The following is a 26217-nucleotide window of genomic DNA, read 5'->3' on the forward strand; positions in this document are numbered from 1 at the left end:
CCGACCAGGCGCTTGCGTTGTTGTCGGTGCTGTCTACTCCGTATTCTGCACCCTATTCTAGGTATATAGCCACTGCATGGCGGCATTTAAAGGGCCTGCGGCAAAGCGCAAGGTGTTGATGCGTTCATCACTGAACTGGTAGGATTCGCGCAAGGGGCGTTCGATGCTGATGCGGCGATAGCCGAATTCGTAGGTATTGAAAATTTTGCTGGCAAAGGTCTTGGGCGCTTCGGTTTTTGGGTTTGCCGACTGGCGGCCGCGGTTGCTTTTTTGTTCTGCGGGTTTGTCCAACTCGCGTGCATCGACCACTTCGAAGTTGCCGAAACAGCGCGTAATGGTGGCAATATCGCTGCCATCCATCACGTTGCGCTTGGAGCCTAAGGACTTGCGCATTTTTCCGCACAGATTAACGCCGTTAATCAACTGAACTTTGCCTTTACGCTCGCTCGCTTTTTTATTGGACAGCACCCACACATAAGTCGAAATGCCGGTGTTGTAGAACATATCGGTAGGCAAGGCAACGATGGCTTCCAGCAAGTCGGCTTCCAGAACGTAACGGCGAATCTCGGATTCGCCCGAACCGGCACCGCCGGTAAACAGCGGCGAGCCGTTAAGAATAATGCCGATACGTGCACCGCCTTTGGAGGCATCTCTTAACTTGCTTATCAGGTGCAACAGAAATAACAGCGAGCCGTCAGAGACCCGTGGCAAACCGGGGCCAAAGCGGCCATCAAAACCTTTTAGGGTGTTTTCGTCTTTAATGTCGGATTCAATTTTTTTCCAGTCCACGCCAAACGGCGGGTTGGATAACATGTAATCAAATTTATCGGCATAGAGTTGGTCGTTGGATAAGGTGTTGCCGAGTTTGATGTTTTTGACTTCTTGCCCCTTGATCAGCATATCGGCTTTACAGATGGCGTAACTCTCGGGGTTGAGTTCTTGCCCATAACCACGCATCACCGCTTGCGGGTTTAGCTCATGCACGTATTCCATGCCCGACGACAAAAAGCCGCCGGTGCCTGCGGTCGGGTCGTAGATAGTGCGGATGATGCCCGGCTTGGTCAGCGCGTCATCATCTTCCATAAACACCAGCGCGGTGGTGAGACACACAATATCGCGCGGAGTAAAGTGCTCCCCGGCAGTTTCATTTGAGCCTTCAGCAAAGCGGCGAATCAGCTCTTCAAACACCAAACCCATATCGTGGTTGGAAATAGCCTTGGGGCTTAAATCGGTTTGCCGAACCTTTTGCACAATTTTGTAGAGCAGGTTGGCATCGTTGAGCTGGCCGATAAATTCGTTAAACTTGAAGTGCTCAAAAATCTCACGCGCATCTTTGGAAAAGCCCTGAATATAGGATTCCAGATTGTCTTTAATGCCAGCCTCACCCAGCTTGGAAAGATCCATTTTTGAGGTGTTAAAAAACGACAGGCCGCCAGTAGCTCTTAACAGCAGCTTTTCCTGGGCTTCTTCCGGCAGGTTCATGGCTTGCACTTTTTCAACTTGGGTCAGCACCGTTTCCTTGCTGCCCTCCAACACGCTTTCGAGGCGGCGTAACAGGGTAAATGGCAGGATGATGCGGCCGTACTGGCTTTGCTTAAAGTCGCCACGCAGTAAGTCGGCTAATGACCAAATATAGGCGGCCAGGTTGTTGGTGTTTTGTGTCATAGTTGTGCTGCTTATCTCGTTTATAGCCAAAGGGCAAATGGCGAATGATAGGAAAAACCATGCCATATTACCATGCCATGACTGTGCAAAATGGGGCGCATACGCTGTGGACAGCCAGGGTTAAAAAGTCATTTATGATGGAGTGCTGCCGGGGGACACGCGCTTGCAGACCAACAGTATCTCGCCGACCTCATCGGTATTGATCAGGCCTTCATGAAGCTGGAGCGATTTCTGTAAACGCATCGTATAGGGCATGACCCGGTTGTACCACTTCATGGCTCGCTCTCGTCGATGCTGCAAAAACCACATGCCGAGATCCAGTAGCAATGAGGAACGGGGTTTCATACCGAAGACGGCACTACGCTCTATGATAAAGCCATGGTGTAGCAACAGCGCCTGGATCTGCTTCGGTTCATAGCGCCGTCGATGGCCGACGAAATCGTCAAAAGGTGTCCACATCTCAGGATGCAGCGGCGTTGACAACAGCAGGGTCGCACCTATTGTGGCGACACGAGCCAATTCCGCCATGGCCCTCTGATCGTCATCCACGTGTTCGATAATATCGAGAGCACACAGCAAATCAAAGGTTCCGTCGGCAAAGGGCAATCTGCCAATGGAGGCCATTACAGGGCTCCCACTGCCGACGGCTAGTTTTGTCAGCGCATGCATGCTGATGTCGACAAAAGTGGTGCCGTCGACGGGCAATCGTGGCCGTAATCCGGGGGCGACTTCCAGGTGACGAGTCGCCTTGGTCAATAGTTGGCTGACCAATGGCCAGGTGTTGAATCGTTCCGGTTCAACCAGTCGGGCATCACGCCAGAGGGGCTCATAGAAATTCCGGTTCGCTACCATCAGTTCGTGGTCATTGAGCGTATTCAAAGTTAATCTGACTCCAGAGAGAAATTAGAGGATACACACGGAACCCCTGTGTTCATCTATTTTTGATGATTCCGGGTGAGGGGCAGAGAGCTGATTCTCCTCGACTTTTCACGGCAAATCGTGCCTGCCAATGAGAAGATTCAGTTGGCGATTGTTAATAATTATCAGTTTGCACGTAAAACCCCTTCCTTCAAGTGGGGGATGTCAGTGTGCTCTTAACTTTAAGGTTATATAATTTACTGCAGAGACATGATAGCAGCCACTAAAATACGCCTTTATCCAGACACCAAGCAAGCTGAAAAACTGGCTAAAGCGTTCGGTTGTGCGCGGTGGTTGTGGAATAACAGTCTCAACGAAAGCCAGAAAACTTACCAAGAGACGGGTAAAGGCTTGGGGCATTTTGCTTTGAACAATAGGTTACCCGCACTCAAACAAACGGTTGACTGGCTGGGTGAAACCCATAGCCAAGTCTTGCAAGCTGTCTGCTTGAACCTGTCCCGTGCCTTTGTGAGCTTCTTCGAGCGTCGTGCAGCATACCCCACCTTCAAAAGCAAGCACGGCAAGCAAACCATCCAATACCCGCAAGGCGTGAGGATCGTCGAGGGTAGAAAAATTTTCCTGCCCAAGATCGGCCACGTCAAAGCCGTTGTGCATCGTGAAATTGTTGGAACAATAAAAACGGTCACCCTCAGTAAAACGCCAACGGGAAAATACTTTGCCTCTATCCTGACTGAAAACGGACTGGATGCACGGCCGATTTCTTTCGACGGCAACATAGTGGGCATTGATATCGGCTTGACCCATCTCGCTATTACCAGTGACGGTTCTAAGTTCGATAATCCGAAGCATGTAGCCAAAGCACAAAAGAACCTGAAACGGAAGCAGCAAAAGCTTTCGCTCAAGGTAAAAGGCAGCAACACCCGGAAAAAAGCGCGATTGCTGGTAGCAAAAGCGCATGAGCGGGTAGCAAACGCCCGCAAAGACTATCTGCATAAACTTTCCCGTCGGCTGGTGAACGAAAACCAAGTGATCGCCGTCGAGGATTTGCATGTCAATGGTATGATGAGGAATCATTGTTTGGCTAAAGCCATCGGTGATGCAGGTTGGGGAGTATTCACAACGATGCTCAAATACAAGGCTGAACAAGCAGGCAAGGGCTATATCGAAGTGAATCGCTTCTTTCCGAGCTCTAAAGCTTGCTCGTGTTGCCTGCATGTTCAATCCTCAATGCCTTTGGCTATCCGCTCATGGCGGTGTGATCAGTGCGGTTCCCTGCATGACAGGGATATAAACGCCGCCCAGAACATTCGCAATGAAGCGCAACGAATGATAGCGGCGGGAATCGCCGGTACTGCTAACCGAGGCACTGTTAGCCAAGTCAGGGGACGTAACTTCTTTGTTCTTGCTCGTGCCGTTGAAGTTAGAAGCCCCGTCCTTTAGGTCGGGGTAATTCACACTTGTATTGGTTTGTCGAAAGGGTGTATAAATAATATCGAATCAATATTATTATTTTATTACATTGGAGATTTATTTATGAAACTCATCAACAAAACATCCCTAATTGTTTCTGCAATCAGTTTAACTTTGGCAAGCGGTTTGGCTTTAGCCGGAACGCCCGGATATTTATCGATGAACGATGTTCAATCGGAGGTGGAAGGAAAAGGCGCCAATAAAACCTTGGAAGTAGAAATAAAAACCAATGGAGCAATACCTGTCGATGGCAAATCCGGCGCCTTCGGTTATGCGGTATTAACGGATAACACCAATAATGTGCTGGTTTTGGTTACTCATCTGCCTATTGATGACAGCTCCTATGAGCACCCGACTAGCGGTTTTCATGCTCATGTTTTAGACTTGAAAGAACCCACTGATGCCTGTAAAAGTGCCAATTTCGAAGTGGATTTAGTCAATTCGGCCAAAAATACGGCATTCGATGCCAATTACCAATGGAAAGTCAAAGACCAGAAAATTTCGGTCGAAAAAGTACCCGTTACCGATTTAGGCGATGCCGGTGTGGAAACTGTAGTTTCCTTTACGCTGAAACCCGTTTTAGATGCCAACAAAAAACCGATAAATCTTTGTATTACCGTTGTCGATAAAGCCTGATTTTCTCTCGTTCCTACGCAACGCGTCATTGCCATTAAGACATGATAATGATGTGGGGGCGAAATCGCCCCCACATCAGCCATTATTTTGTCTAATCCGCTTAACGTAATGGCAGCGATGCAGCGCGTGGGAACGAGGACCTAATATAGGTGGCAAGTCCATTGAGGAAAACACCTTGAGTTACCTGGGATCGTCTCAGTCAAACTAAAAAACTTGAACATCGGGTTTTATCGCTTAGCTATCGAAACAATCGAGTCAACTCCTAGCCTGTCGTACAAAAACAATGGGTCGCAAGTCTTGTTGCGGCTCCGCTTTTTGTAAAGATTAGCGAGCGCGCCTGGAAAGAAAATAGGCCCTCGGTATGCCGCGGACGATCACCAGCTGGCAGGTGTTTTTTTAGGTATCTGTAAAAATTAAAATTATAATCAATTGAGTCTTACTCCATTCCGGGTAAAACCAACTATAGATAACCAAGGCAGGGAGAGGTCAGTGGAAAGAAAAGAAGCGATGGACTTTATGATTAAGTTATTAAAACTTATGTTGCATAAAGAAGGGTCTGATTTATTTATTACCGCCGGTTTTCCACCTGCAATAAAAATTAAAGGCAAAATGTCACCGGTTGCGCAGCAGGCATTATCGGCTAATGATTCCAAGGCTCTGACGCAGTGCATCATGAATGACAAGCAGCTTAAGGAGTTTGAAGAAACGCAAGAATGCAATTTTGCGATTGCGCCTGCCGGGTTATCCCGGTTCCGGGTTAATGCCTATGTTCAGCAAGGCTGCCAGGGCTTGGTTATCCGGGTCATTGCCGCAGAAATACCCAATTTCGATCAATTGGGATTGCCGCCTGTTTTAAAAGACGTAATGATGAATAAAAACGGCCTGGTTATCATGGTCGGCGGTACCGGCTCAGGTAAATCAACATCTATGGCAGCCATGATCGATCATCGTAATGCGAACAGCTACGGTCATATTATCACCCTGGAAGATCCCATTGAATACGTACATACCCATAAAAACTGTATCATCATGCAACGAGAAGTCGGCGTCGACACCAAGAGCTGGGAAGCCGGATTGCACAATACCTTGCGCCAGGCTCCCGATGTTATTGTGTTGGGCGAAATTCGCAGCGCCGAGATTATGAATTACGGCTTGGAGTTCTCTCAAACCGGTCATTTAGCTTTGGCTACCTTGCATGCGAACAATGCCAATCAAGCTATCGACCGGATTTTGGGGTTCTTTCCCATTGAGAGCCAGGCCAAATTGATGCAGGATATTTCGGTCAATTTACGCGCCATTATTTCTCAGCGATTGGTTAAAACCGTTGATGGCGGGCGTTGTGCAGCCATTGAAGTTTTACTAAATACACCGTTGATTGCCGATTATATTGCCAAAGGTGAGGCCTCTAGTATCAAGCCGTTGATGGCTAAATCGCGTGAACTGGGTATGCAAACCTTCGATCAGGCTTTGCTGGATCTTTATCAGGCGGGGAAAATAGGTTATGACGAGGCTTTAAGAAATGCCGACTCCCAAAATGAGTTGCGCTTGCAAATCAAGCTAGCATCAGGTGAAGACCGGTCGCTAGGCAGGTTTTCGTTACAATCGAAAGATGATGGCAGTGATGAGGATAACGATAGTCTTCCATCAGAAAATATAACCAAGGAAATTGTTAGAAACTAAGGAATTACCGCTTAAGCCATAGCTATCTACACAATAAGCTTGATAGTTTTCCATTGTTACGACTTATTGCAACGGGAGTGCAAGCTTTGCTTGGGCTTGCAGGCGAAGCCTGCACTCCAGATGCTAAAATTCAGGACGACCTGTATGCATCCCCACGCGGGAGTGTCGCTGCCATTAAGTTAGGCTGAAAAAAGTGATGATTGAATAGTGTGGGCGCGAATTTATTCGCGCCCACACTATTCAATCATCAACTTAATGGCAGTGATGTAGGCAGTTTTTAACTCCCTTTTTACCACACAAAACCAGATACCCACATGACCCTAACGCCTTATTTAAAATTAATGCTGGAAAAAAAAGCGGATAGTTTGTCTTTAAAAGCCGGCTCTCCGGCACTCTTGGGATTAGCCGGGGAGGCATATCCCTTGGGTAAAAATGAGCTAAACGCCACTATAATAAAAGAAATTGCCTTTGGTCTCCTTAATGACGCCCAGAAACAGGAATTAATCCAAAATAAAGCGTTAAATTTTAGTTGCGCCGCACCGGATGGCGAGAAATTTACGGTTAGCGCAACGGTCGAGGATAACGGCCTGGTGTTGTTGGTCGTTCCGGACTCGGGAGCAGAAAAAGTCGAAATTGATGAGTCCGAAGCTGGCAGTTATAAAGGGCCTGATCGCCGACAGAAACAGGTCAGTTATCAGATTCTGGGGGCAATGCCGGAAGATGGTTGTTTAAACATTCTGCCTTATCTGACTGAAATGGCTAAATTGAATGCCTCTGATCTGTTTTTAACAGTCGATTCGCCGGTTAAAGCCAAAATTTATGGTCGGGCCGTGGCTCTGGATGATTTTTTGCTGACGCCCGAGTTAACGCAATCGGGCGCTTTCGGGATTATGACCCAGGAACAACAAAACGAGTTTCTTGCCACCAAAGACCTGGATTTTGCGATCAGCCTGCCGGATGGCAGTGCACGTTTTCGCGCCAATGTCTTTTATCAGCGCAGAACCGTAGGTTTGGTTATGAGGCTCATTCCCTCAGTCATTCCTACCGGTAAGGATTTAGGCACGCCGGATATTTTAATGGAACTCATCATGGCCAAACGAGGGCTGTTATTAGTGGTAGGAGGCACCGGATCGGGAAAATCGACCACGCTGGCCGCCATGATTAATCACCGTAATGCCAATTCGGCAGGCCATATTTTAACTATTGAAGATCCGGTCGAATTCTCGCACCCGAACCTGAAATCAATCGTCAATCAGCGCGAAGTCGGCGTAGATACCGACTCGTATGCCCGAGCGTTAAAAGCCTGTTTGCGGGAAGCGCCAGATGTTATTTTTATTGGCGAGATTCGGGACCGGGAAACCATGTCGGCGGCCTTGGAGTTGGCTAATACCGGTCACTTATGCATATCGACCATGCACGCCAACAATGCCAATCAGGCAATGGAGCGGGTCATCAATATGTTTCCTCATGAATATCATGCCCAATTATTTATGGATCTTGCCGTTAATTTAAATGGCGTTATTTCCCAGCGCTTGGTTTTCGATATGACCGGGAAGCGCTGTGCCGCTATTGAAGTAATGATCAACACCCCTCATATAGCGAGCTTGATTTTAAAGGGGGAGTTGAATGAAATTAAAACGGCAATGACATCAAGCGGCAGCAAAGGCATGAGAACATTTGATGACGCCTTGTTTGAACTGTACACATCAGGAAAAATCAGTTTGGAACAAGCGCTGAAAAATGCCGACTCCAGTAACGATCTGGAAGCCAAGATTAATTTTGGCTGAGATAAGGGCTATAAGGTGGTTTCGCGCCAGCAAACCGCCAATTGATGCACAATATCCAAAATAAGCGATTAAAAAACCGCTAGCAAAATTAGTGCTGAGGGTCAGACAAGATCACCCCGATCACGGCGGAGGTATGTCCGAGTTGAACGTTTTTGTTATGTTCAATTTTCATTCGTAGTGCGTCCACAAACGAATGACTTTTATTACGTGCTCTTCTTCATAGATTTGATAGACAAGCCTATGTTGAATATTGATTCGTCTTGAATATGCACCGGATAAATCACCCGCCAACTTTTCATATGGAGGTGGGTTTTGATACGGGTCTTCTTTTATCACTTCGAGAAGTGCTTGCGCTTTTTTCTTTAACCCAGATGCTGACAGTTTCTTAGCATCTTTTTGTGCTTGTTTGGTATACAACAGCTCCCAACTTACCAATCGAGCTCCTTAGAAGATTCTGATAGGTCTTCCTTCATCCCCTCTTTTATTGACTCTCTCATTCCAGGTACAGAGAGTAGATGGAGAGTTTCAGCAATGGAGTTCCAGTCTTCTTCAGAGACAAGAACCGCATTACCCCTTTTCCCCGTGATTACAATAGGTTGGTGGGTTTCCATGGTCTCGTCGATTAGGGTGTATAGCTTAGAACGAGCTTCTGTAGCATTCAAAATAGTCATGATAAATACCTCCTTAATTAAGCGTACGACTATACGTACGGAATATCAAGAATTTTTTTGAACATAACGTTAAATTGAGGGGCTGCCCGCTTCTGGGCAGTCCCTCTCGAATGTAAGGTTAGAGCTTGAGCGCGGAATCACCGACAATTTTAAGAAATGAACTCCACCAGAGAACTCGTCCCAAACGAAAGAATAGGAGTTGCCTAATGAAATTGGATCGCCATATGGTTTTTTTGTTTTGTACGTTAATACTGCCTCTGCGTGGTAGCTCTTTCCGTGCCTAAAATCAAAATCGGCAGTATCTTGCGAGTAGTTTTCTTGATTAACATAATGGGGATGATCGGTTGCAACAATCAAAAAACAGAGGTCCGCAAAATCGCCGTATGACTCAAGGTTTTGGATGTCGGAAAACACGTCGTATCTGTTGTTCGGCTCCCGATGGTTTGCGAATTTGAAATACTTCAATTCGATAGCGCAGCTATGCTTCGTTTTTGTTTCCAGATTTTCAATTGAAATCCATATATCAATCTTGGCTTTTCGCGTACCGCTTTTCTCAAAACGACCACCTGACAAGGTAACTGGTTTTTCTAGCTCAATTGAGAACACTTCATTTTTGCTGCTCTCGTATAGCTCCCCGAAGGTTTTCAAAATCGACGACAAGTGTAGTTGCAACGAAGCTTCGTTTTCCACGCAAATGCTCCCACCGTTGATCTTCTCGCGTAGGCGAGCATATGCGAATTCTACGATTTCAGTGAGTCGGTCTCGATTCATGTTTAAAGGCTCTAACGTGGAGCTAAGTCGCTGCGGGTTTGTTCGCGCGGCCTCATTGTCACAAGGCCAGAACTGCATCCTGACTTGTCGGAGCTGAAATGTTTCTTCCTCTTCACCTCGATCAATCTGGTACATGACCCCCTTGAACGTGGCGAAATCCTTGTGCTTCACAACACGCAAATATGTCTTCCCTTGCCCGGCAGACTCAAACGTGACTATGTCGTATCGGACGATTTCATCAATCATCTCAATCACGTCATTTGTGCCGAACGGTGGTAGATCGCCCAAAATAGCAAAACCTGTCATGTGACTCCCTTTCTTGGCTCTAACGTAAAGTTGAGGGGCTCGCCCGCTTCTGGCGAGTCCCGCTCGAACGACGGGTTAGATGCGTAAACCACCTCAGAACAAAGCGCCAATACGATTTTCAAGAAGAAACTCCTCAAACTCCTGCAACGAAGCAGCGGACGCATCTTTGTGGCGCTTAATACTTGGGTCGGTATGGATGTAAAAATGGAGGCGGCCCTCTGGCTGCTGTTGCGCCTTTTCCTTCATTTCAGCACGCGTGAATACCCAGATACGATTTTCCGATATATCAACGAGAGCGAACAGTTCAGCAGGTGAATTATCAGGAACCCACCAGTCAAGGGCAAGCTTGCCTTTTCCACCTCCAGGCTTAGGCTGAAGATTAGTTTTAACTTGAATAGTAATGGCTTCTTTTTTGCCTTGTGAGTACGCCACCAGATCTATACCTGCATCAGTAGTCAGGTGAGCAGACTCAACACCAATTAAGAGCAAACGATATTGAACGAGCAATTCGCCAAGCTTTCCAATTTGTTGAGTGTTCAATTTAAAGGGCGCGGTCATAAGCATCTAACGTAGAGCTAACCGGGCGCGGCACGGGAAGCTGAAAAAATAAAACCGCATTGTAACCGCGCTCCGGTTGAGCGCTATGTTAGGCTCAAAATTAAAGCCGATGTCAAATAAGCTGCCAAATAAAATTATGATGCAGCAAACACACCAAGACGTTTGGCTTTTTCTAAGAAAGCCAGATAATCCGAATCTCCATGTTGCATTTTTAATGTTGCAATAGCCAGCATTTCTTCAGCTGTTTTTAATAGCTTCGGTAGTGACGTGTAACCATTTCCATCGAACTGAAAATCAATAGGCAACGATTGAGAGTTTTTTGCTGAAAACAAGTTGTTTAACTCATTGATGCTGTTTCTGACTTCTCTATGGGGAATGTTAGTAAGATTCGCTGGAATAGCAAGAATATCCTCATCTTGGGTAAGTACTCCCCCAGTTTTCAAACAGATGACATTACCGCTTGGGATATTTATTCTTTTCATGCCCTTTTTTAACTTTAAAAGGTTATTTATTCGTTTTTTTCGGATTCTGTGAGAATCGCTTTGTGCTTTTGTTATGCCGGTTGGATTTATGGCATAAAACGCAGATTTTAAAATGCCGCACTTATTTGCTACAGCGGAAATTTCACCGATTTGCAGTTGCCCAGTGTCGTGCACAATGCTGAAGCTCTTTTCGCCATAAAATATGTAAACACAACATGTACTTATGTTTCCTGTTAATAATCCATCTATATCTGGGTCGTTATTTTGAACAATACCGGCACCATCTTGTGTTATGTCAATAAATAGCATGGTAGTTACAGGCAGTTATCAAGGATGTCCATGTTTCTTCTTGTTATTCTCAGCATCAAGTTCATTTGCCTGCCGCATAAGATTTTCACTGAAATCGTTCATTAGTTTTTCGTTTTCAAAAGAGGTTCGTTTTTTGATTGAGTTAACATAGAGCCAATTTCCAGTGATTGCGCTTGATTCGGCTCTAACGATCAAATCCCTTAACAGATAAGCTTCATTTTTCTGCTCATCAATAGCAAAGAGTTCATGAAATCCGTTAATTTCGCGATGTTCAATACGATCAAAAAATTGCATCAGACTCTCCTAGCTGAATATTCACTCCCAACGGGGGCGGCGCAGTTGAGCGACACCGCCCCTGAATGATTAAACGTTTTGTTTAATCATCTTCACCGGTGGGACTATCCATTTCATTTTGAGTTTTATAATACTCATCTTCGAGATTATCCTTTTCATATTGGTCTTGCTCCTCATCAGTCATATCTTCTTGGCTCTTTTCTTTTGCCATAATAACAATCTCCTTTTAGTCACGGTCAATGAATGTTAAGCACTACGTGACCTCGCGCCTAACGCAGAGCTAACAGGGCGCGGCCAGGAGGTTGAAAAATGAACGAAGATTGTGGCCGCGCTCCGGTTGAGCGCCGGGTTAGAGGGTTATCTAATCGTTGGTGCCTCGGCCGCGGTCGTGAACCAAAAGTAGAATATTGGTCAGATTGGATGGAACAGACGGGGAAAGAACAAGCAGATGGGTCTTATATATGTCCTGAGTGCGGAAGGAATCTTCGACTAACAAGCTTCGGCGCGGGGAATGGCCCGATGGCGTTTCCTCCACACAAGAAGCCCGCTAACGTAAAGCTAACCGGGCGCGGCCCGGAAAGCTGAAAAATAAAACCGCATTATGACCGCGCTCCGGTTGAGCGCAATGTTATGTTTTGCTGTACTCATATACTCCAAACTCCCAGTATTTCTTGCCTGGATTTGATGGGCCTTGCCAACCACTGGATAGCAACTCTTTTGCAATGAAACGATTGACCATGCCATGACCTACTAAAAGCACTGAACCATGCTCTTGAGCAATTTGTCTGAGTTTTTCGGTTGCGCCTGTTGCCCTAAGTTTGGCGGAGCTAAAGGATTCACTATTGCGAGAGAAACCCAAAAACCAAAGTGTTCTAAATATTACAGCCCAAGTATCTGGTGAAAGTTTTGGAAATGGCCATCCGGCATAAGGCAACCCCATTTCCCTAAATATGGATTCCGTGTAATGTACTTTCTTTATACCTAGTGCTTTTGCTGATTCGATTGAGCGTAGTAGATCGCTACAAACAACGGCATTGCAATTAGAAACGGCCTCAGTTGCCTCCCTTGGTGGCTGAGATTCTTTTTTAATGCCGACAGAATTATAGGATTCAATCCATTGATGAAGCTCACTTGCTTTCAACTTTCCCCAAGAGGGAATGTCAGGTTTTCCATGTCTGATAAGGATAATTTTCATCGAAGCCTTCTTTTAGAAACATAACGCCTGAATTAAGCCGACCCGCAACCTGCTGATCGGTGAGTTGTGGCAATGGAGCAGCGACACAGTTGAGCCAAGCAACGAAGCGGGTTCGGCTTGAATGAATTGTTAGGCACCGTCCGCGCTGTTGTCCGTATCCTCGCCAGCCGGGGCGCGATTCGCTCTTTTTTGAAGCGCGACACCCTGCGCTACACCGAGAGCAATGCCTAGACCCATCCCGTATGCGAGGTTGCCAAGTGCGACCCCGATGGCAGCGCCAAATGCGACGCCAAGACAAAGGCCCACGGCGACGTAATTTGGTCGCTTGCCAGGTGATGCTTTCCACATGATGGCGATCTCCATTTAGGGGCCTAACGTAATATATACGACATCAGTTGTCCAATAATCCAGGCGATATGTCGTACAATCATTTTAATTAAACTTATCTTATTATTTTTACTGGGCTAGAGTATAAGCCAAGGCGACAGGTCATGCAAACAAATACGACATCGGCACAACCCAAAAAATTACTCGACCAAGTCCGCGACAAAATTCGTTTTAAGCACTATAGCCTGAGTACGGAAAAAACTTACCTCTCCTGGATTAAACAGTTCATTTTGTATCATCAAAAGCGCCATCCCTTGGAAATGGGCGCACTTGAGGTGGAGGCGTTTTTAACCTATCTAGCTACGCAGCGGCATGTGTCCAGTTCCACTCAGAATCAGGCGTTGTCGGCGATTTTATTTTTATACCGCGAGGTGTTGGCAGTGGATTTGCCGTGGCTGGATAATTTTGAGCGCTCGAAAAAGCCCCGGCGTTTGCCGGTGGTGCTCACCATCCAGGAAATACAGGCTCTATTACACGAGGCCTCCACATCACCGGAACCGATTGGTTTGATCATCAAGCTGTTATACGGTACCGGTATGCGGCTGATGGAGGCGGTACGGCTGCGGGTGAAAGACCTTGAACTGGAACGCAAGGAAATTATCGTGCGTGACGGTAAGGGCGGCAAAGATCGGGTGACTATGTTGCCGGAGAGTCTGGTTGAATCGATGCGCGTTCAGCTGGCATTGCGTCGGGAGTGGCACGAGCAGGATGTTAGTCTGGGCAAGGTCGATGTGTGGCTGCCGGATGCGTTGGCAACCAAGTATCCCAACGCTTCGAAAGAATGGGGATGGCAATATGTGTTTGCGGCTAAAAACTATTCCGTCGATCCGCGCAGCAAATCGGAACGTCGTCATCATGTTGAAGAAAAGCAGGTGCAACGTTATGTTAAGCGGTCGGCTCAATCGGCGGGTATCGCCAAGCCGACTACTCCGCACACTTTACGCCACAGTTTTGCGACGCATATCTTGCAGGCGGGTTACGACATCCGCACTGTCCAGGAATTGCTGGGACATAGCGATGTCGCCACGACAATGATTTATACGCATGTGTTGAATAAAGGCGGCAAAGGTGTGATCAGTCCGCTGGATCGGTTGTAGGCCGGAGTACGCCGTATCCGCTTGAGGAAAGGTAGTCATGATGTACATAGCGTACCTACGACGCCGGTACATGTAATTGAAAGTCACTTTGGAAAATAAGCCGGTACAATAGCTAACAATTTCAATTTTTTTTGAGTGAATATGAGTAAACAAAGAAAAGCAGTGGCGTTAATTTCCGGCGGACTGGATTCAATGCTGGCGGCGAGAACCATCATGGATCAGGGTATTCATGTCGAAGGCATCAACTTCTTCACCGGTTTTTGCGTGGAAGGCCATACCCACGCCATCAGGGCCAACGACAAGGCCAAGCCTAAACGCAATAATTCCTTATGGGTTGCTGAACAGTTGGGCATTAAATTGCATATCGTCGACGTGATCGAAGAATATAAAGACGTGCTGATCAATCCGAAACACGGCTACGGTGCGCACATGAATCCTTGTCTGGACTGCAAGATTTTCATGGTGAATAAGGCCAAAAAATGGATGCTGGAAAATGATTTCGATTTCATTATCACCGGCGAAGTGATCGGCCAAAGACCGATGTCGCAACGCAAAGCGACCATGCCGATAATATCCGCACAATCAGGAGCCGATGATTTATTACTGCGGCCTTTGTGTGCACAAAATCTGCCCGCAACCTTGCCGGAACGTGAAGGTTGGGTCGACAGAGAAAAGCTGCATGATATTACCGGTCGCTCGCGTAAACCGCAGATGGCGATGGCCGAGCAATTCGGCTTTGATGACTATGCCCAACCTGCGGGCGGTTGCTGTTTTCTGACCGATGCCAGCTATTCGGCCAAACTGGTCGATTTATGGAAAGCACGCGACGGCGATAAACAATACGATCTGGATGACGTGATGCTATTAAAAGTCGGCAGACACATCAGGCCTGAGCAAAATTTTAAAGTTATCGTCGCCAGGGAAGAAGGCGAGGGCCGATTTATGCAAGGCTACAAAAAAGATTTTATCACCCTGAAGTGTGTCGATTATCCCGGCGCATTGGCGCTGGTCGACGGTTCGCCGTCTGCCGAAGACTTATTCCTGTCGGCAAGAATTACTGCCCGCTACGGTCAGGGACGCGATGCCGAGCAAGTCGATGTCAGCATTACCGATAAAGACGGTTCTGAGCGGATTATTCAGGTCAAGCCGTTTGCAGCAGAAGAAATTCCACAGGAATGGTTTATATGAGCAGGGAAGTTCTCAATGCCCGTCGCTTGCTGTGTCCTCTGCCGGTTATTCGCACTCAGGATAAAGTCAAACAGCTTAAAGCGGGCGATCAGTTGGAAGTTATCTGTACCGATCCGGGCGTGATGCAGGACATCCCGACCTGGTGCCGAATTAATGGACATAAGGTGCTGGAAACCCGTTCCGATGATTATGAGTACATTATTATTCTGGAAGTGGGCGGGTAATGGCTGAAGTTTCAGATGCCGCAAAAATGGATAAGCTCAAAGCCAGGGCCAGTTATGTTGGTGCGGCGATTAACGTTTTCCAGACGCTGATTAAAATCGGTTTCGGCATCCTTGGGCAATCTGCGGCTTTAATTGCCGATGGCGTCCATTCGCTATCGGATTTACTCAGCGATCTTCTGGTGATTATTGCCGTTAGATTGGGCAGTCGCGAGGCCGATCATGACCATCCTTATGGTCATCGTCGCTTTGAAACCATCGCAACGGTCATTCTGGGCGTCGGTTTAATTGTCGTCGGCGGCGCTATCGCCTGGTCGGTATTGGAACGCATGGCGCATCCCGAACATCTGCCGGTGCCCAAGGTGTTGTCCTTGGCTATTGCGGCGGTTTCAATTCTGGTCAACGAATGGCTGTACCATTACACCAAAGGTATCGCTAAAAAGACCCGATCCAAATTACTGCTAGCCAACGCCTGGCATCAGCGCAGTGATGCGATCTCATCGCTGGTGGTTTTATTCGGCATAGGCGCGGTGATGCTGGGTTATCCGTTGGCCGATGGCATTGCCGCTGTCGTGGTTGCATTGATGGTGGCTAAAATCGGCTTGAATCTGGTGTTTCAGAGCATCAAGGAACTGGTCGATACTTCCTTGCCTCCCGCGCTGGTCGCCGAGATCAGGACCGCCATTCACGCTATTGACGGTGTCGAAGGCATTCATTTGTTGCGCACCCGGCAAATGGGCGAGGATGCGCTGATCGATGCGCATATCGTCGTCGATCCCCGGATTACCGTTTCGGAAGGGCACATGATTGGCGATATAGTCAGGGATGATTTGATCAGGCGTTTTGACGACGTGATGGATGTGCTGGTGCATGTCGATCCTGAAGATGACGAAAGCTTGCAAGAGCAATCCAGGCCGCTGTCTCGCGGGGAAGTGCAGCGACTGTTGGATCACTATCTGGTGGCTTTTAATTGGGTTATAGAGGATTTCAGGATTCATTATCTGGACGGCCAGATAGAAGTAGAAGTGATATTGCCTTTTGCGGTCAGCGAGCATGCGCAACAATTAGAGGCTATCAAAACACAATGCAGACTGATGCGCGTAGAAGTTAAAAAAATCGATAATGTGTTTGTGTTTTTTAAGGTCTAGCTTGTGTTTTAAGAAATTTGCTAGTTCCTAAGCTTAAAAGCTTGGGAACTCGGTTTTGGAAGCTCCAGCTTCCTGTTTCGCGAAGCTGGAGCTTCGCCTTTTAGGTTCCCAATCTGGAGATTGGGAACCAGTAAATGAGGCTTAACTTATGGCAGTAGGACAGTGCGGTTTTCCCACTATGCACCCAGTACCGGGAATAACCTTGGGCACAGCGAATGCAGGCATCAAACAAATCGTCAGAGATGATGTTCTGGTCGTGCAAATGGCCGAGCATTCAAGCTGTGCGGCGGTTTTTACCCAGAACGCCTTTTGTGCAGCGCCCGTGCATGTGGCCAAAGCAAATCTGGCTCATGCGCCGCGCTGGTTGCTGATCAATTCCGGCAATGCCAACGCCGGAACCGGAAAGCAGGGCATGCAGGATGCGTTGGCGACCTGCGCCGATCTTGCCGAAGTGGTTGACGGCATTGCAACCCAGGTGCTGCCTTTTTCGACCGGGGTGATCGGTCAACCGCTGCCGGTCAACAAAATCAAAGCCGCCTTACGGGAAGCCGTAAGCAACCTGAATGCCGACAACTGGGACAAGGCCGCTCAGGCGATCATGACCACCGATACCTTCGCCAAAGGCGTGTCTAACGTTATCGAGATTGACGGTCAAACCATCACCATTAACGGTATTTCCAAAGGTGCGGGCATGATCCAGCCCAATATGGCGACCATGCTGGGCTTTATCGCCACCGATGCTAACATCAGCCAAATCCTGTTGCAGAAATGTCTGGCGCTGGCCGTTGAGCAATCATTCAATCGTATTACCGTCGATGGCGACACCTCGACTAATGATGCTTGCGTATTGATGGCCAGCGGCTGCTCATTGGTTCCCGAAATTAAACAGGACAGTGACAATTATCGAATTTTTGCCGCTGCCGTAATGACTGTCTGCAAACAACTGGCGGAAGCTATCGTCAGGGACGGTGAGGGTGCAACCAAATTAATACGTATTGTCGTCGAGCAGGCCTTGACCGATGAAGAAGCGGTGCGCGTCGGCAAAACCATCGCCCATTCACCGCTAGTGAAAACCGCTTTTTTCGCCAGCGATCCCAATTGGGGTAGGATACTGGCGGCAGTCGGCCGTGCCGGAGTCGAAAACATGGTACTGGAAAACGTGCAGTTGTATCTGGATGATGTCTGCATCGTCAGAAACGGCGGCAGAGCCGACGATTACACCGAGGAAGCCGGGCAAAAGGCGATGAATCAGGAAGAGATCACCGTGACCGTCAAACTGGGGCGCGGCGACGCAGTACAGGAAGTGTTAACCTGCGATTTGTCGTATGAGTATGTGAAAATCAATGCGGAATATAGGACTTAAAAACAGGTGAAAGGCACAAAGCTAGCTTTGTACTCCAAAAACGCACAGATACCGGAGTTCAAAGCTGGCTTTGAACTATTCAAATTTTATCATTCCAGGCTTCGACGTAGCCTCTGGGGTATAAATGGGAATGCAGTCTTAAACGCTCCAGCGTCCACTAAAAAATGAATCCTCTCCAAGTCGCCGTAGGCGTTGTCAAAAACCCAGAAGGCAAAATCCTGATTTCCCTGCGCCATGCCGGTTTGCACCAAGGCGGCTTGTGGGAATTCCCCGGCGGCAAGATCGAATCATTCGAAACCGCAGAACAAGCCCTGGCGCGAGAGCTTAAGGAAGAACTCGATATCGCCGTAATGGCGGCAACGCCACTGATTACCATCAACCACCAGTACCCCGATCTGAGCGTGCAGCTAAAGGTTTTTCTGGTTGAGCAGTTTTCAGGCGAGGCTAGAAGCTGCGAGGGCCAACTATTTAAATGGGTAAGGCCGGAAGAACTTGGTCATTACGCATTCCCCGCCGCCAACCAGCCGATCATCACTGCCGCCCGCTTGCCGCATTATTACGCGATTCTGGGTGACGCAGATGAAGCCATGTTGCTGCCCAACCTGCAAAAAATATTGAACAAAGGCGTCAAGCTGATCCAGGCCAGATTGAAAACCCTGCCGCCCGCCGCCGTCGCAAAGTTTATCGAACAGGCCTATCCGATATGCCAACAGCAACAGGCTTTGTTGTTAATGAATTCCGCCGTTGAATGCTCAGTTGAAGTAGACGGCATTCACCTGACCAGCCGCGACTTAATGGCCCTTCGGCCTTGCTCAGGACAGCCTCTTCGGCTAAGCTCAGGACAGGCCTTGACCACGCGCTCCGGAAACAGCAAGTGGCTCGCCGCGTCATGCCACAACCTTGAACAACTGCAACAGGCGCAAAAAATAGGCGTGGATTTTGTGGTGCTGGCACCGGTATTGGCAACGCAAACTCATCCGGGTGCCGCATCGCTGGGTTGGGAGCAATTTGCCGAATTGGTTGCTCAAGTCAACTTGCCTGTTTACGCTTTAGGCGGCATGACTGAATCCAGTCTGACTACAGCGCGACAAAGCGGAGGGCAGGGGATAGCTGCGATTAGGGCTTTTCTGGATTGAGAGCCGTAGATGGGCTGAGTTTGCGAAGCCCAGCGTTCGGGATTGATGGACTCGCTATAACGTTGGCACATGACTATTTGGACAACATACGCTTATATTTCTGTTTTTTGTAGGTGCTGCAACAGCGGTAACAACGCAGGAATATCGGTCTGGATAATGCTCCATAAGGTGTCATTATCAATGCCGAGATAACCATGAATTAACCGGTTACGGGTAGCGATAATCATCCGCCAGGGAATTTGCGGGTTATTTTGGCGGACTTCATCGGGAATACGAGTGGCGGCTTCGCCGATTAATTCCAGGTTGCGCACGGTGGCATCCTAATTCAAGCCGCTAACGACAAAACGCTGTTGGTCAAAGCCATCGGTATAACTGAGTTTTTTCGGCGAAAGAAATCATATCGTCCAGATAAAAACGCCATTCACGTTCTATCGGTTCAGACATTGATGGCTTCCTTTTCAATAAAGGGACGTAGCTCAGGGCGCAAGGCTTTTTCGGTGACCAGATCGACCTGACAACCTAGCTGGTCTTCCAGATAAAACTGCACGCCAAAATAACGCGCCGAGGTGGCGGGGCCATCAAACCCAACCAGAATATCCACATCGCTATTGTCACGGGCATCATCGCGTGCGGTTGAGCCGAATAATGCCATTTGGGTAACACCAAACTGCTGGATCAATGTGGGTTTGATTTTTCTAAGTATGGCTAGGGCATTGTTGCGTTTCATGGCGGTTTTCTATCAATGATGCAAGCTATCAAGAGGCAGTGTATGTTCAATATACCAAAAAAATCGCGGCCGACCGGTGGAAATATTAAAGACGCCGTTAGGCGCGTCGATGCGCGCGGTAAATCAGGTCGGCAGATGCTCGCTTATAAAAGGCCAATACTATGTTAGTATTAGCGTCTTGGATTTTTTATCGCCTATCTAATGACTCAAACGCCCCCTCCCACTCAATTAATCGACCGTTTCGGCAGAACTGTCGATTATTTAAGAATCTCGATTACCGACCGTTGTGATTTCCGTTGCCTGTATTGCATGGCTGAAGATATGACGTTTTTGCCGCGCGCACAGGTTTTAACGCTGGAAGAGCTTTATACTCTGGCGCAAGCATTCGCTGAATTAGGGGTAAAAAAAATCAGGATCACCGGCGGCGAGCCTTTGGTCAGAAAAGGTGCGCTGGGATTGTTGCAAAATATCGGACGTATCGAAAGCCTGACTGAGCTGGTAATAACGACCAATGGCTCTCAACTTGAAACGATGGCCGCGTCTTTAAAAGACGCGGGTGTAAAACGCATCAATATCAGCCTGGATACGCTGGATGCCGACAAGTTTAAGGCGATAACCCGAACCGGCGATTTGCAGCAGGTGCTTAGAGGTATTCAAGCCGCTAAAGTCGCAGGATTCGAGCGGATAAAAATCAATGCGGTCATTCTGAAAGACAGGAATCATCAGGAAGTGAGCGATCTGGTTCAATTTGCGGTCGATAACGGTATTGACATCAGCTTTATTGAGGAAATGCCGTTGGGCATCGTCAGTCAGCATGATAGGTCGGAGACCTATTATTCCAGTGCTTTGATCAAGGCCGATTTGGCGCAAAAGTTTGTTTTAGTCGCTACCCCTGAAAAAACCGGCGGGCCGTCAAATTACTTTAACGTTGTCGGTACACAAAGCCGCGTCGGCTTTATTTCCCCGCACAGCGAGAATTTTTGCAGCACTTGTAACCGGGTGCGCTTAACCGTTGAAGGGCGCTTGCTGTTGTGTCTGGGCAATGAACATTCGGTTGACTTGAAACAAGTCATCAGGACTCATCCCGGCAACATGGCGAGGCTAAAACAGGTCATTGTCGATGCGATGCTGATTAAGCCGGAAAAACACGAATTTAATATTAACGAGCAGCCGGTTATATTGCGTTATATGAGTATGACGGGAGGCTGAAAAAACAGGTCAAGGATTCAAGGTGAAAGGCAAAAAAAACTATGCGAGATATAGCGCCTTGAACCTTGGATCTTGCACCTTGCACCTTTCTTCTTTTACCTGAGATTTAAAAAATGTCTTTCGCCCAGCTCGGTTTAACCGACGAACTCCTTAAAGCCGTAGCCGATCAAGGCTATATCACCCCTACACCGGTACAACAAAAAGCCATTCCCTTGATCCTTGACGGTAAGGATGTATTGGCTGGCGCGCAAACCGGAACCGGTAAAACCGCCAGTTTTACCTTGCCGTTATTGCAACGGCTGGCTGAAAATCATGATCCGCATCAAAAGCCGCGCCGGGTTCGCGCGTTGATTTTAGTGCCGACCCGTGAATTGGCCGCGCAGGTGTATGAAAGCGTCAAAACCTACGGCGCGCATTTACCTTTGCATGTGGAAGCGGTGGTCGGCGGTGCAAGTATCGGCATCCAGACCCGTCAGTTACGCCGGGGTTGCGACATCGTGGTGGCAACGCCGGGGCGGTTGATCGATCACGTGCAGCAGCGCAATATCAATCTGTCCAACGTCGAAGTACTGGTGCTGGATGAGGCGGATCGTATGCTCGATATGGGTTTCATGCCCGATATTAAGCAAATTATGGCGCTGACGCCTAAAAAGCGGCAAAGTCTGCTGTTTTCTGCGACTGTGCCTAATACCATTAAATCTCTGGCTTCGCAGTTGTTGAACAATCCGGTCGAAGTCGAAGTCGCCAAGCAAAATGCCACGGCTGAAAACGTTTCGGAACGTGTGTACGGAATCGGTCGTGAGTACAAGCGCGAGTTATTGTCCTATCTGATCGGCAGCAATAATTGGAAGCAAGTGCTGGTATTTGTGCGCACCAAACAGGGCGCTGACCGTCTGGAAAAACAGTTGATTGAGGACGGTATCCGCACGGCGGCGCTGCATGGCGATAAAACCCAGGGCGCACGCAACAAGGCGCTGGAGCAGTTTAAAACCGGTAAGGTTGCGGTATTGGTTGCTACCGATATTGCCGCACGCGGACTGGATATTGATGACTTGCCGCATGTGGTGAACTTTGATTTGCCGCATGTGCCGGAAGATTATATTCACCGGATTGGTCGAACCGGACGTGCCGGTGCCAATGGCGAAGCCTTGTCGCTGGTGTGTCCGGAAGAAGCCTATATGCTGGTGGAAATTGAAAAGCTGCTCAAGCGGCAAATTCCGCGTGTCGCCGATACCGGCTATGAGCCGGTATCGCTAAAGGTGAACGATGCGCCTAAAAAGAACGCGCCCCATAAAACGACCGGTAAAAAGGATTTGCGGCATACTAAAAAACCTGCGGTTCGCGGCGCTAAACCGACGGTTCGTGGCGTTAAGCAGCCTGACAGTAAGCGGATCGAAGCAAGAGGTAAGGGGAGATCAGGTTCCAGGGGCAAGGATTAAGCTAAGGTAGCGCATCAAACGGTATGGGTTATTGTTGGACCAGTATCCAGGGTTTCACCACAACAGCCCATACTTCGGCATCTGCCTCGAACCAGTCGGTTGCCTGCTGATCGGATACTAACGCGACCTGATTGCTTTGCATCCAGGTCGCAACCTGATCTTTATGGTCAATGGAAAATTGATAGGCCACGTCGACTAAATCCAGGTCTGTGGCGACGAATACCGCAGTGCCGCTGGCAAAAAAACGTTGCAATTCTTTCCAGGCAATTTGTGAGGTTTCCAAATTTACTTTTTCTTTGGCGATATCGCAACAGTTTGATTCGTCCATATTTTTCTCTTTATTAGTTTGCACGAAAAACCCCTTCCTTCAGGTGGGGGATGTAAGTGTGCTCTTGACCTTACAGTAAAGACTATTTACTATAAATTCATGATAACAGCTACTAAAATACGCATCTATCCAGACACTAAACAAGCTGAAAAGCTTGCTAAGGCATTTGGTTGTGCGCGGTGGTTGTGGAATAACAGCCTCAATGAAAGTCAAAAAACTTACCAAGAGACTGGTAAAGGCTTGGGACATTTTGCTTTGAATAATAGGTTGCCTGCACTTAAACAAACGGTTGACTGGTTGGGTGAAACTCATAGCCAAGTCCTGCAATCGGTTTGTTTGAACTTGTCTCGTGCCTTTGTGAGCTTCTTCGAGCGTCGTGCAGCATACCCCACCTTCAAAAGCAAGCACGGCAAACAAACCATTCAATATCCGCAAGGGGTGAAGATCGTCGCGGGTAGAAAAATTTTCCTGCCCAAGATAGGTCACGTCAAAGCCATTGTGCATCGTGAAATAGTCGGCACAATCAAGACTGTCACCCTCAGTAAAACGCCAACAGGTAAATACTTTGCTTCTGTCCTGACTGAAAACGGACTTGAATCGCCGGAAATTTCTTTCGACGGCAAAATAATAGGTATTGATGTGGGCTTGACCCATCTCGCTATTACCAGTGACGGTTCCAAGTTCGATAATCCAAAGCATGTAGCCAAGGCACAAAAGAACCTGAAACGGAAGCAACAAAAGCTTTCGCTCAAGGTAAAAAGCAGCAACACCAGGAATAAAGCGCGGCTGCTGGTGGCAAAAGCGCATGAACGGGTAGCAAACGCCCGCAAAGACTATTTGCATAAACTTTCCCGTCGGCTGGTGAACGAAAACCAAGTGATCGCCGTCGAGGATTTGCATGTCAAAGGCATGATGAGGAATCACTGCTTGGCTAAAGCCATCGGTGATGCAGGTTGGGGAGTATTCACCACGATGCTCAAATACAAGGCTGAACAAGCAGGCAAGGGATACATAGAAGTGAATCGCTTCTTTCCGAGCTCTAAAGCTTGCTCGTGTTGCCTGCATGTTCAATCCTCAATGCCTTTGGCTATCCGCTCATGGCGGTGTGATCAGTGCGGTTCCCTGCATGACAGGGATATAAACGCCGCCCAGAACATTCGCAATGAAGCGCAACGAATGATAGCGGCGGGAATCGCCGGTACTGCTAACCGAGGCACTGTTAGCCAAGTCAGGGGACGTAACTCCTTTGTTCTTGCTCGTGCCGTTGACGTTAGAAGCCCCGTCCTTTAGGGCGGGGTAATTCACGGTGTTCCGGCAATCTGATACGTACAGATTTTGAATGGTGCTGTTATCAGCTCAGCTGTTATTCTATATCGTGCGATTATAAACTACTAAATCAAGAGAGATAAATCATGTCGTTTTTTGACTCAATAACAAAAAAAGCTAAGTTGAAAGCTGCTATCAAACAAACAACCGAAGCGCGCAGCAGCGAAAGCGCTAAGGCTGATCAATTATTTAACAAGGTCTATCATGATTATGCTGAGGTCGTCGCTAACGAGCCGTTAATTGCTGAGGCATTATATAACTGGGGATTTGCGTTGCTGCATCAGGCGAGAACCAAGCCCGGCGAGCAGGCTGCCAAGCTTTATCAGGATGCCATTGCCAAATTTTCTTTTTGCCTGACTATTGAACCTGCCTATCTGGGGGCGGCTATCGATGGCGGCGTGGCATTCATGGAATTGGCGCGGATTAAAGCGGTTGGACTTAATGATGGTTTGTATGCAAGCGCCCAGAGCTATTTTGAAAAAGCCAACGCGATACAGGCCGGATCGGCTTCTTATAATTTGGCCTGCATCTATGGTTTGCGTGGCGATAAAGAAGCGTGCCTGACCGCTCTGGAAATCTCTAAAGGGAAGGGCAGTTTGCCGGCAGCGGCCGATATACGTGAAGATCCTGATCTTAATGGCGTTAAAAATCAGGATTGGTTTGTGGCTTTTATGAAGTCCTTAAATAAGGTTCCGGAAGCTGAGACTAAAATTAACGAGGCTGTTGTTGACGATGTGCAGCCTGAAGTTGCGGTTAACAATGACGCTGCCGCTGTGGACCCATTCAAGGCGGCTGTTGAAGAGGCGCCTGTCAGCGATGAAACTGAAGTTGCGGCTGAAACTGTTGTCGCCGCAGCCGAAGAGATCAAGTAGTATCCTGTTTCATAGCAAAGCTGTAAGGGAGCGATGATGTCTTTTTTTAAATATGCAGCGATTGCCGGGTTAATGGCTGCAATAGTTCAGCCGGCCGGTGCAGCTGACGAGGATTTAAGTCAAACATTTTCGATCTGTATGGATCGGGCCGGAGGTGTTACGCAGTCAATGATTGAATGTATGGGCGCTGAAACCGAGCGGCAAGATGTTCTGTTAAACAAGGCTTATAAGGAAGTGATTGTCGGCCTTTCTTTCGAACGTAAGCAGCAGCTGCAGGAAGTTCAGCGTTTATGGCTTAAATACAGAAAAGCCAATTGCGATTTTTATGACGATCCCGATGGCGGTACCTTGGCTCGCGTTAGCGCAAATGACTGTTTCATGTCTGCAACTGCCGCGCGGGCTAAGGAGTTAGAGGCTTTTAAGCAACAACACTGAGCCGCGTCTTACGGCTTAACCGGATAACACGCCGCTAATAAAGCCTGCATTTTGACCAAGCCCAGCTTTCGGGTTAATTCAATATTATGATGCGGGATGCTTTCTGGATCGGGGTGGCTGGCTATGGCTCTATCTATACTGGTTTCTCGCAGCAGATGTAACATCGGGTAAGGCGAGCGGTTGGTGTAATTTGCCGCATCGTCTGGATCGCTGCCTTGAAAACAGTACTCGGGATGAAAACTCGCCAATTGGTAAACGCCCTCATAGCCCTGTTCAATTAACAAGGATTCGGCGATTTCAACAAAGTCCAGATAGTCGTCGAATTCTGTAAACGCATCGGCATAAATCAGTAGCGTGGTTTCAATGTCGGGGTCAGTATCCAGCCGAGCGCATTCAAGTATCAGATGCAGCAGGCAATTTTCAATGGTGGTATCGTGATTGACGCTGAAATGAATGCTGCCTCGTTCCAGTTCACGCTTTGCGAATGGGCAGATGCCGTAGTCAATGATAACGGATTTCAACCAGGCTTGTGTTGCGGCATTAATAGCTTGATCTGAAAGTGTTTTATGGGTCATGGTTGGTTGCCGGTTAAAACAAAAAAGCCCCATTATACCGGGGCTTTGGGGTACACAAATTGC

29 protein-coding genes are annotated in these 26217 nt (G+C 48.0%); 15 read left to right on the forward strand and 14 right to left on the reverse strand.

All coding sequences use genetic code 11. The features are described from left to right. Positions 1–57 precede the first annotated feature (57 nt). Positions 58–1665 carry a type I restriction-modification system subunit M gene (locus ABXJ76_RS05540; RefSeq protein ID WP_432744940.1) on the reverse strand — a complete coding sequence of 536 codons (1608 nt, stop codon included), beginning with the start codon at positions 1663–1665 and terminating at the stop codon, positions 58–60. Between the two features lie 132 nt (positions 1666–1797). Then, a complete protein-coding gene (locus ABXJ76_RS05545; protein ID WP_432744943.1) occupies positions 1798–2544 on the reverse strand; it encodes a class I SAM-dependent methyltransferase in 747 nt (248 codons plus the stop codon). 249 nt (positions 2545–2793) lie between these two features. Here ABXJ76_RS05545 and ABXJ76_RS05550 point away from each other — a divergent pair, with 249 nt between their 5' ends. From ABXJ76_RS05550 to ABXJ76_RS05565, 4 genes are all read left to right on the forward strand, one after another. After that, positions 2794–3984 (forward strand): RNA-guided endonuclease InsQ/TnpB family protein, encoded by a 1191-nt coding sequence (locus tag ABXJ76_RS05550; RefSeq protein ID WP_432744946.1) that lies wholly within the window; start codon positions 2794–2796, stop codon positions 3982–3984. 93 nt (positions 3985–4077) lie between these two features. Further along, complete coding sequence (locus ABXJ76_RS05555) at positions 4078–4650, forward strand: hypothetical protein (protein WP_432744949.1); 573 nt, start codon at positions 4078–4080, stop codon at positions 4648–4650. Between the two features lie 507 nt (positions 4651–5157). Then, positions 5158–6330 (forward strand): PilT/PilU family type 4a pilus ATPase, encoded by a 1173-nt coding sequence (locus ABXJ76_RS05560; protein ID WP_432746449.1) that lies wholly within the window; start codon positions 5158–5160, stop codon positions 6328–6330. A 314-nt stretch (positions 6331–6644) separates the two neighbouring features. Then, the gene (locus tag ABXJ76_RS05565) at positions 6645–8117 is read left to right on the forward strand and encodes a PilT/PilU family type 4a pilus ATPase (RefSeq protein ID WP_432744951.1); all 1473 of its coding nucleotides are present in this window, start codon (positions 6645–6647) and stop codon (positions 8115–8117) included. A 168-nt stretch (positions 8118–8285) separates the two neighbouring features. On the opposite strand, the gene ABXJ76_RS05570 is transcribed toward ABXJ76_RS05565, so the two are convergent. The 8 genes from ABXJ76_RS05570 to ABXJ76_RS05605 all read right to left on the reverse strand — a co-directional run bounded on the left by ABXJ76_RS05570 (position 8286) and on the right by ABXJ76_RS05605 (position 12703). Next, complete coding sequence (locus tag ABXJ76_RS05570; protein ID WP_432744955.1) at positions 8286–8534, reverse strand: Txe/YoeB family addiction module toxin; 249 nt, start codon at positions 8532–8534, stop codon at positions 8286–8288. 11 nt (positions 8535–8545) lie between these two features. Further along, positions 8546–8788, reverse strand: a complete 243-nt coding sequence (locus ABXJ76_RS05575; protein WP_340123051.1) for a type II toxin-antitoxin system Phd/YefM family antitoxin — start codon at positions 8786–8788, stop codon at positions 8546–8548. Positions 8789–8857: 69 nt separating this feature from the next. Further along, entirely contained in the window at positions 8858–9865 is a 1008-nt protein-coding gene (locus ABXJ76_RS05580) for a hypothetical protein (RefSeq protein WP_432744957.1), read from the reverse strand. Positions 9866–9958: 93 nt separating this feature from the next. Beyond that, positions 9959–10423 carry a hypothetical protein gene (locus ABXJ76_RS05585; protein WP_432744960.1) on the reverse strand — a complete coding sequence of 155 codons (465 nt, stop codon included), beginning with the start codon at positions 10421–10423 and terminating at the stop codon, positions 9959–9961. Positions 10424–10557: 134 nt separating this feature from the next. After that, the gene (locus tag ABXJ76_RS05590; protein ID WP_432744962.1) at positions 10558–11214 is read right to left on the reverse strand and encodes a hypothetical protein; all 657 of its coding nucleotides are present in this window, start codon (positions 11212–11214) and stop codon (positions 10558–10560) included. A gap of 18 nt (positions 11215–11232) precedes the next feature. Further along, entirely contained in the window at positions 11233–11508 is a 276-nt protein-coding gene (locus tag ABXJ76_RS05595; protein ID WP_432744964.1) for a hypothetical protein, read from the reverse strand. 82 nt (positions 11509–11590) lie between these two features. Continuing rightward, on the reverse strand, positions 11591–11719 hold the full coding sequence (locus ABXJ76_RS05600; protein ID WP_432744966.1) for a hypothetical protein: 129 nt from the start codon (positions 11717–11719) through the stop codon (positions 11591–11593). A gap of 417 nt (positions 11720–12136) precedes the next feature. Continuing rightward, the gene (locus tag ABXJ76_RS05605) at positions 12137–12703 is read right to left on the reverse strand and encodes a histidine phosphatase family protein (RefSeq protein ID WP_432744968.1); all 567 of its coding nucleotides are present in this window, start codon (positions 12701–12703) and stop codon (positions 12137–12139) included. 491 nt (positions 12704–13194) lie between these two features. Between ABXJ76_RS05605 and ABXJ76_RS05610 the strand changes: the two genes are divergently transcribed. The 6 genes from ABXJ76_RS05610 (at position 13195) to ABXJ76_RS05635 (ending at position 19243) form a co-directional block, all read left to right on the forward strand. Beyond that, complete coding sequence (locus tag ABXJ76_RS05610; protein WP_432744971.1) at positions 13195–14187, forward strand: integron integrase; 993 nt, start codon at positions 13195–13197, stop codon at positions 14185–14187. A 141-nt stretch (positions 14188–14328) separates the two neighbouring features. Continuing rightward, positions 14329–15375 carry a tRNA (5-methylaminomethyl-2-thiouridylate)-methyltransferase gene (locus tag ABXJ76_RS05615; RefSeq protein WP_432744973.1) on the forward strand — a complete coding sequence of 349 codons (1047 nt, stop codon included), beginning with the start codon at positions 14329–14331 and terminating at the stop codon, positions 15373–15375. Continuing rightward, on the forward strand, positions 15372–15599 hold the full coding sequence (locus tag ABXJ76_RS05620) for a sulfurtransferase TusA family protein (protein WP_432744974.1): 228 nt from the start codon (positions 15372–15374) through the stop codon (positions 15597–15599). Before ABXJ76_RS05615 ends, ABXJ76_RS05620 begins: the two co-directional genes overlap by 4 nt. Beyond that, positions 15599–16744: a cation diffusion facilitator family transporter gene (locus ABXJ76_RS05625; RefSeq protein WP_432744976.1), complete on the forward strand. Its 1146-nt coding sequence runs from the start codon at positions 15599–15601 to the stop codon at positions 16742–16744. Before ABXJ76_RS05620 ends, ABXJ76_RS05625 begins: the two co-directional genes overlap by 1 nt. 148 nt (positions 16745–16892) lie before the next feature. Continuing rightward, complete coding sequence (gene argJ / locus ABXJ76_RS05630) at positions 16893–18107, forward strand: bifunctional glutamate N-acetyltransferase/amino-acid acetyltransferase ArgJ (protein ID WP_432744978.1); 1215 nt, start codon at positions 16893–16895, stop codon at positions 18105–18107. Positions 18108–18271: 164 nt separating this feature from the next. Then, the gene (locus tag ABXJ76_RS05635) at positions 18272–19243 is read left to right on the forward strand and encodes a Nudix family hydrolase (RefSeq protein ID WP_432744980.1); all 972 of its coding nucleotides are present in this window, start codon (positions 18272–18274) and stop codon (positions 19241–19243) included. A gap of 92 nt (positions 19244–19335) precedes the next feature. Here the strand turns inward: ABXJ76_RS05635 and ABXJ76_RS05640 are convergent, their stop codons facing one another. Together ABXJ76_RS05640 and ABXJ76_RS05645 are read right to left on the reverse strand one after the other, a co-directional pair. Then, the gene (locus ABXJ76_RS05640; RefSeq protein WP_432744981.1) at positions 19336–19554 is read right to left on the reverse strand and encodes a HepT-like ribonuclease domain-containing protein; all 219 of its coding nucleotides are present in this window, start codon (positions 19552–19554) and stop codon (positions 19336–19338) included. A 125-nt stretch (positions 19555–19679) separates the two neighbouring features. Then, positions 19680–19970 carry a nucleotidyltransferase family protein gene (locus ABXJ76_RS05645; protein WP_432744983.1) on the reverse strand — a complete coding sequence of 97 codons (291 nt, stop codon included), beginning with the start codon at positions 19968–19970 and terminating at the stop codon, positions 19680–19682. A 201-nt stretch (positions 19971–20171) separates the two neighbouring features. On the opposite strand from ABXJ76_RS05645, the gene moaA reads away from it, so the two are divergent. Both moaA and ABXJ76_RS05655 read left to right on the forward strand, forming a co-directional pair. Further along, positions 20172–21179 (forward strand): GTP 3',8-cyclase MoaA, encoded by a 1008-nt coding sequence (moaA, locus tag ABXJ76_RS05650; protein WP_432744986.1) that lies wholly within the window; start codon positions 20172–20174, stop codon positions 21177–21179. 113 nt (positions 21180–21292) lie between these two features. Then, entirely contained in the window at positions 21293–22618 is a 1326-nt protein-coding gene (locus tag ABXJ76_RS05655) for a DEAD/DEAH box helicase (protein WP_432744988.1), read from the forward strand. Positions 22619–22646: 28 nt separating this feature from the next. Here ABXJ76_RS05655 and ABXJ76_RS05660 read toward each other — a convergent pair whose 3' ends face one another. Further along, complete coding sequence (locus ABXJ76_RS05660) at positions 22647–22946, reverse strand: DUF2288 domain-containing protein (RefSeq protein ID WP_432744990.1); 300 nt, start codon at positions 22944–22946, stop codon at positions 22647–22649. 18 nt (positions 22947–22964) lie between these two features. Between ABXJ76_RS05660 and ABXJ76_RS05665 the strand changes: the two genes are divergently transcribed. The 3 genes from ABXJ76_RS05665 (at position 22965) to ABXJ76_RS05675 (ending at position 25579) form a co-directional block, all read left to right on the forward strand. Next, a complete protein-coding gene (locus ABXJ76_RS05665) occupies positions 22965–24236 on the forward strand; it encodes an RNA-guided endonuclease InsQ/TnpB family protein (RefSeq protein ID WP_432744993.1) in 1272 nt (423 codons plus the stop codon). 122 nt (positions 24237–24358) lie between these two features. Beyond that, complete coding sequence (locus tag ABXJ76_RS05670) at positions 24359–25144, forward strand: TPR end-of-group domain-containing protein (protein ID WP_432744996.1); 786 nt, start codon at positions 24359–24361, stop codon at positions 25142–25144. Positions 25145–25180: 36 nt separating this feature from the next. After that, positions 25181–25579, forward strand: coding sequence for a lysozyme inhibitor LprI family protein (locus ABXJ76_RS05675; RefSeq protein ID WP_432744998.1), 399 nt, complete (start codon positions 25181–25183; stop codon positions 25577–25579). 8 nt (positions 25580–25587) lie between these two features. On the opposite strand, the gene ABXJ76_RS05680 is transcribed toward ABXJ76_RS05675, so the two are convergent. Next, the gene (locus tag ABXJ76_RS05680) at positions 25588–26154 is read right to left on the reverse strand and encodes a DUF1415 domain-containing protein (protein ID WP_432744999.1); all 567 of its coding nucleotides are present in this window, start codon (positions 26152–26154) and stop codon (positions 25588–25590) included. Between the last annotated feature and the right edge of the window lie 63 nt (positions 26155–26217).

Origin of the sequence: Methylobacter arcticus, assembly GCF_050917435.1 — a bacterium.
Classification (GTDB): Bacteria; Pseudomonadota; Gammaproteobacteria; order Methylococcales; family Methylomonadaceae; genus Methylobacter_A; species Methylobacter_A titanis.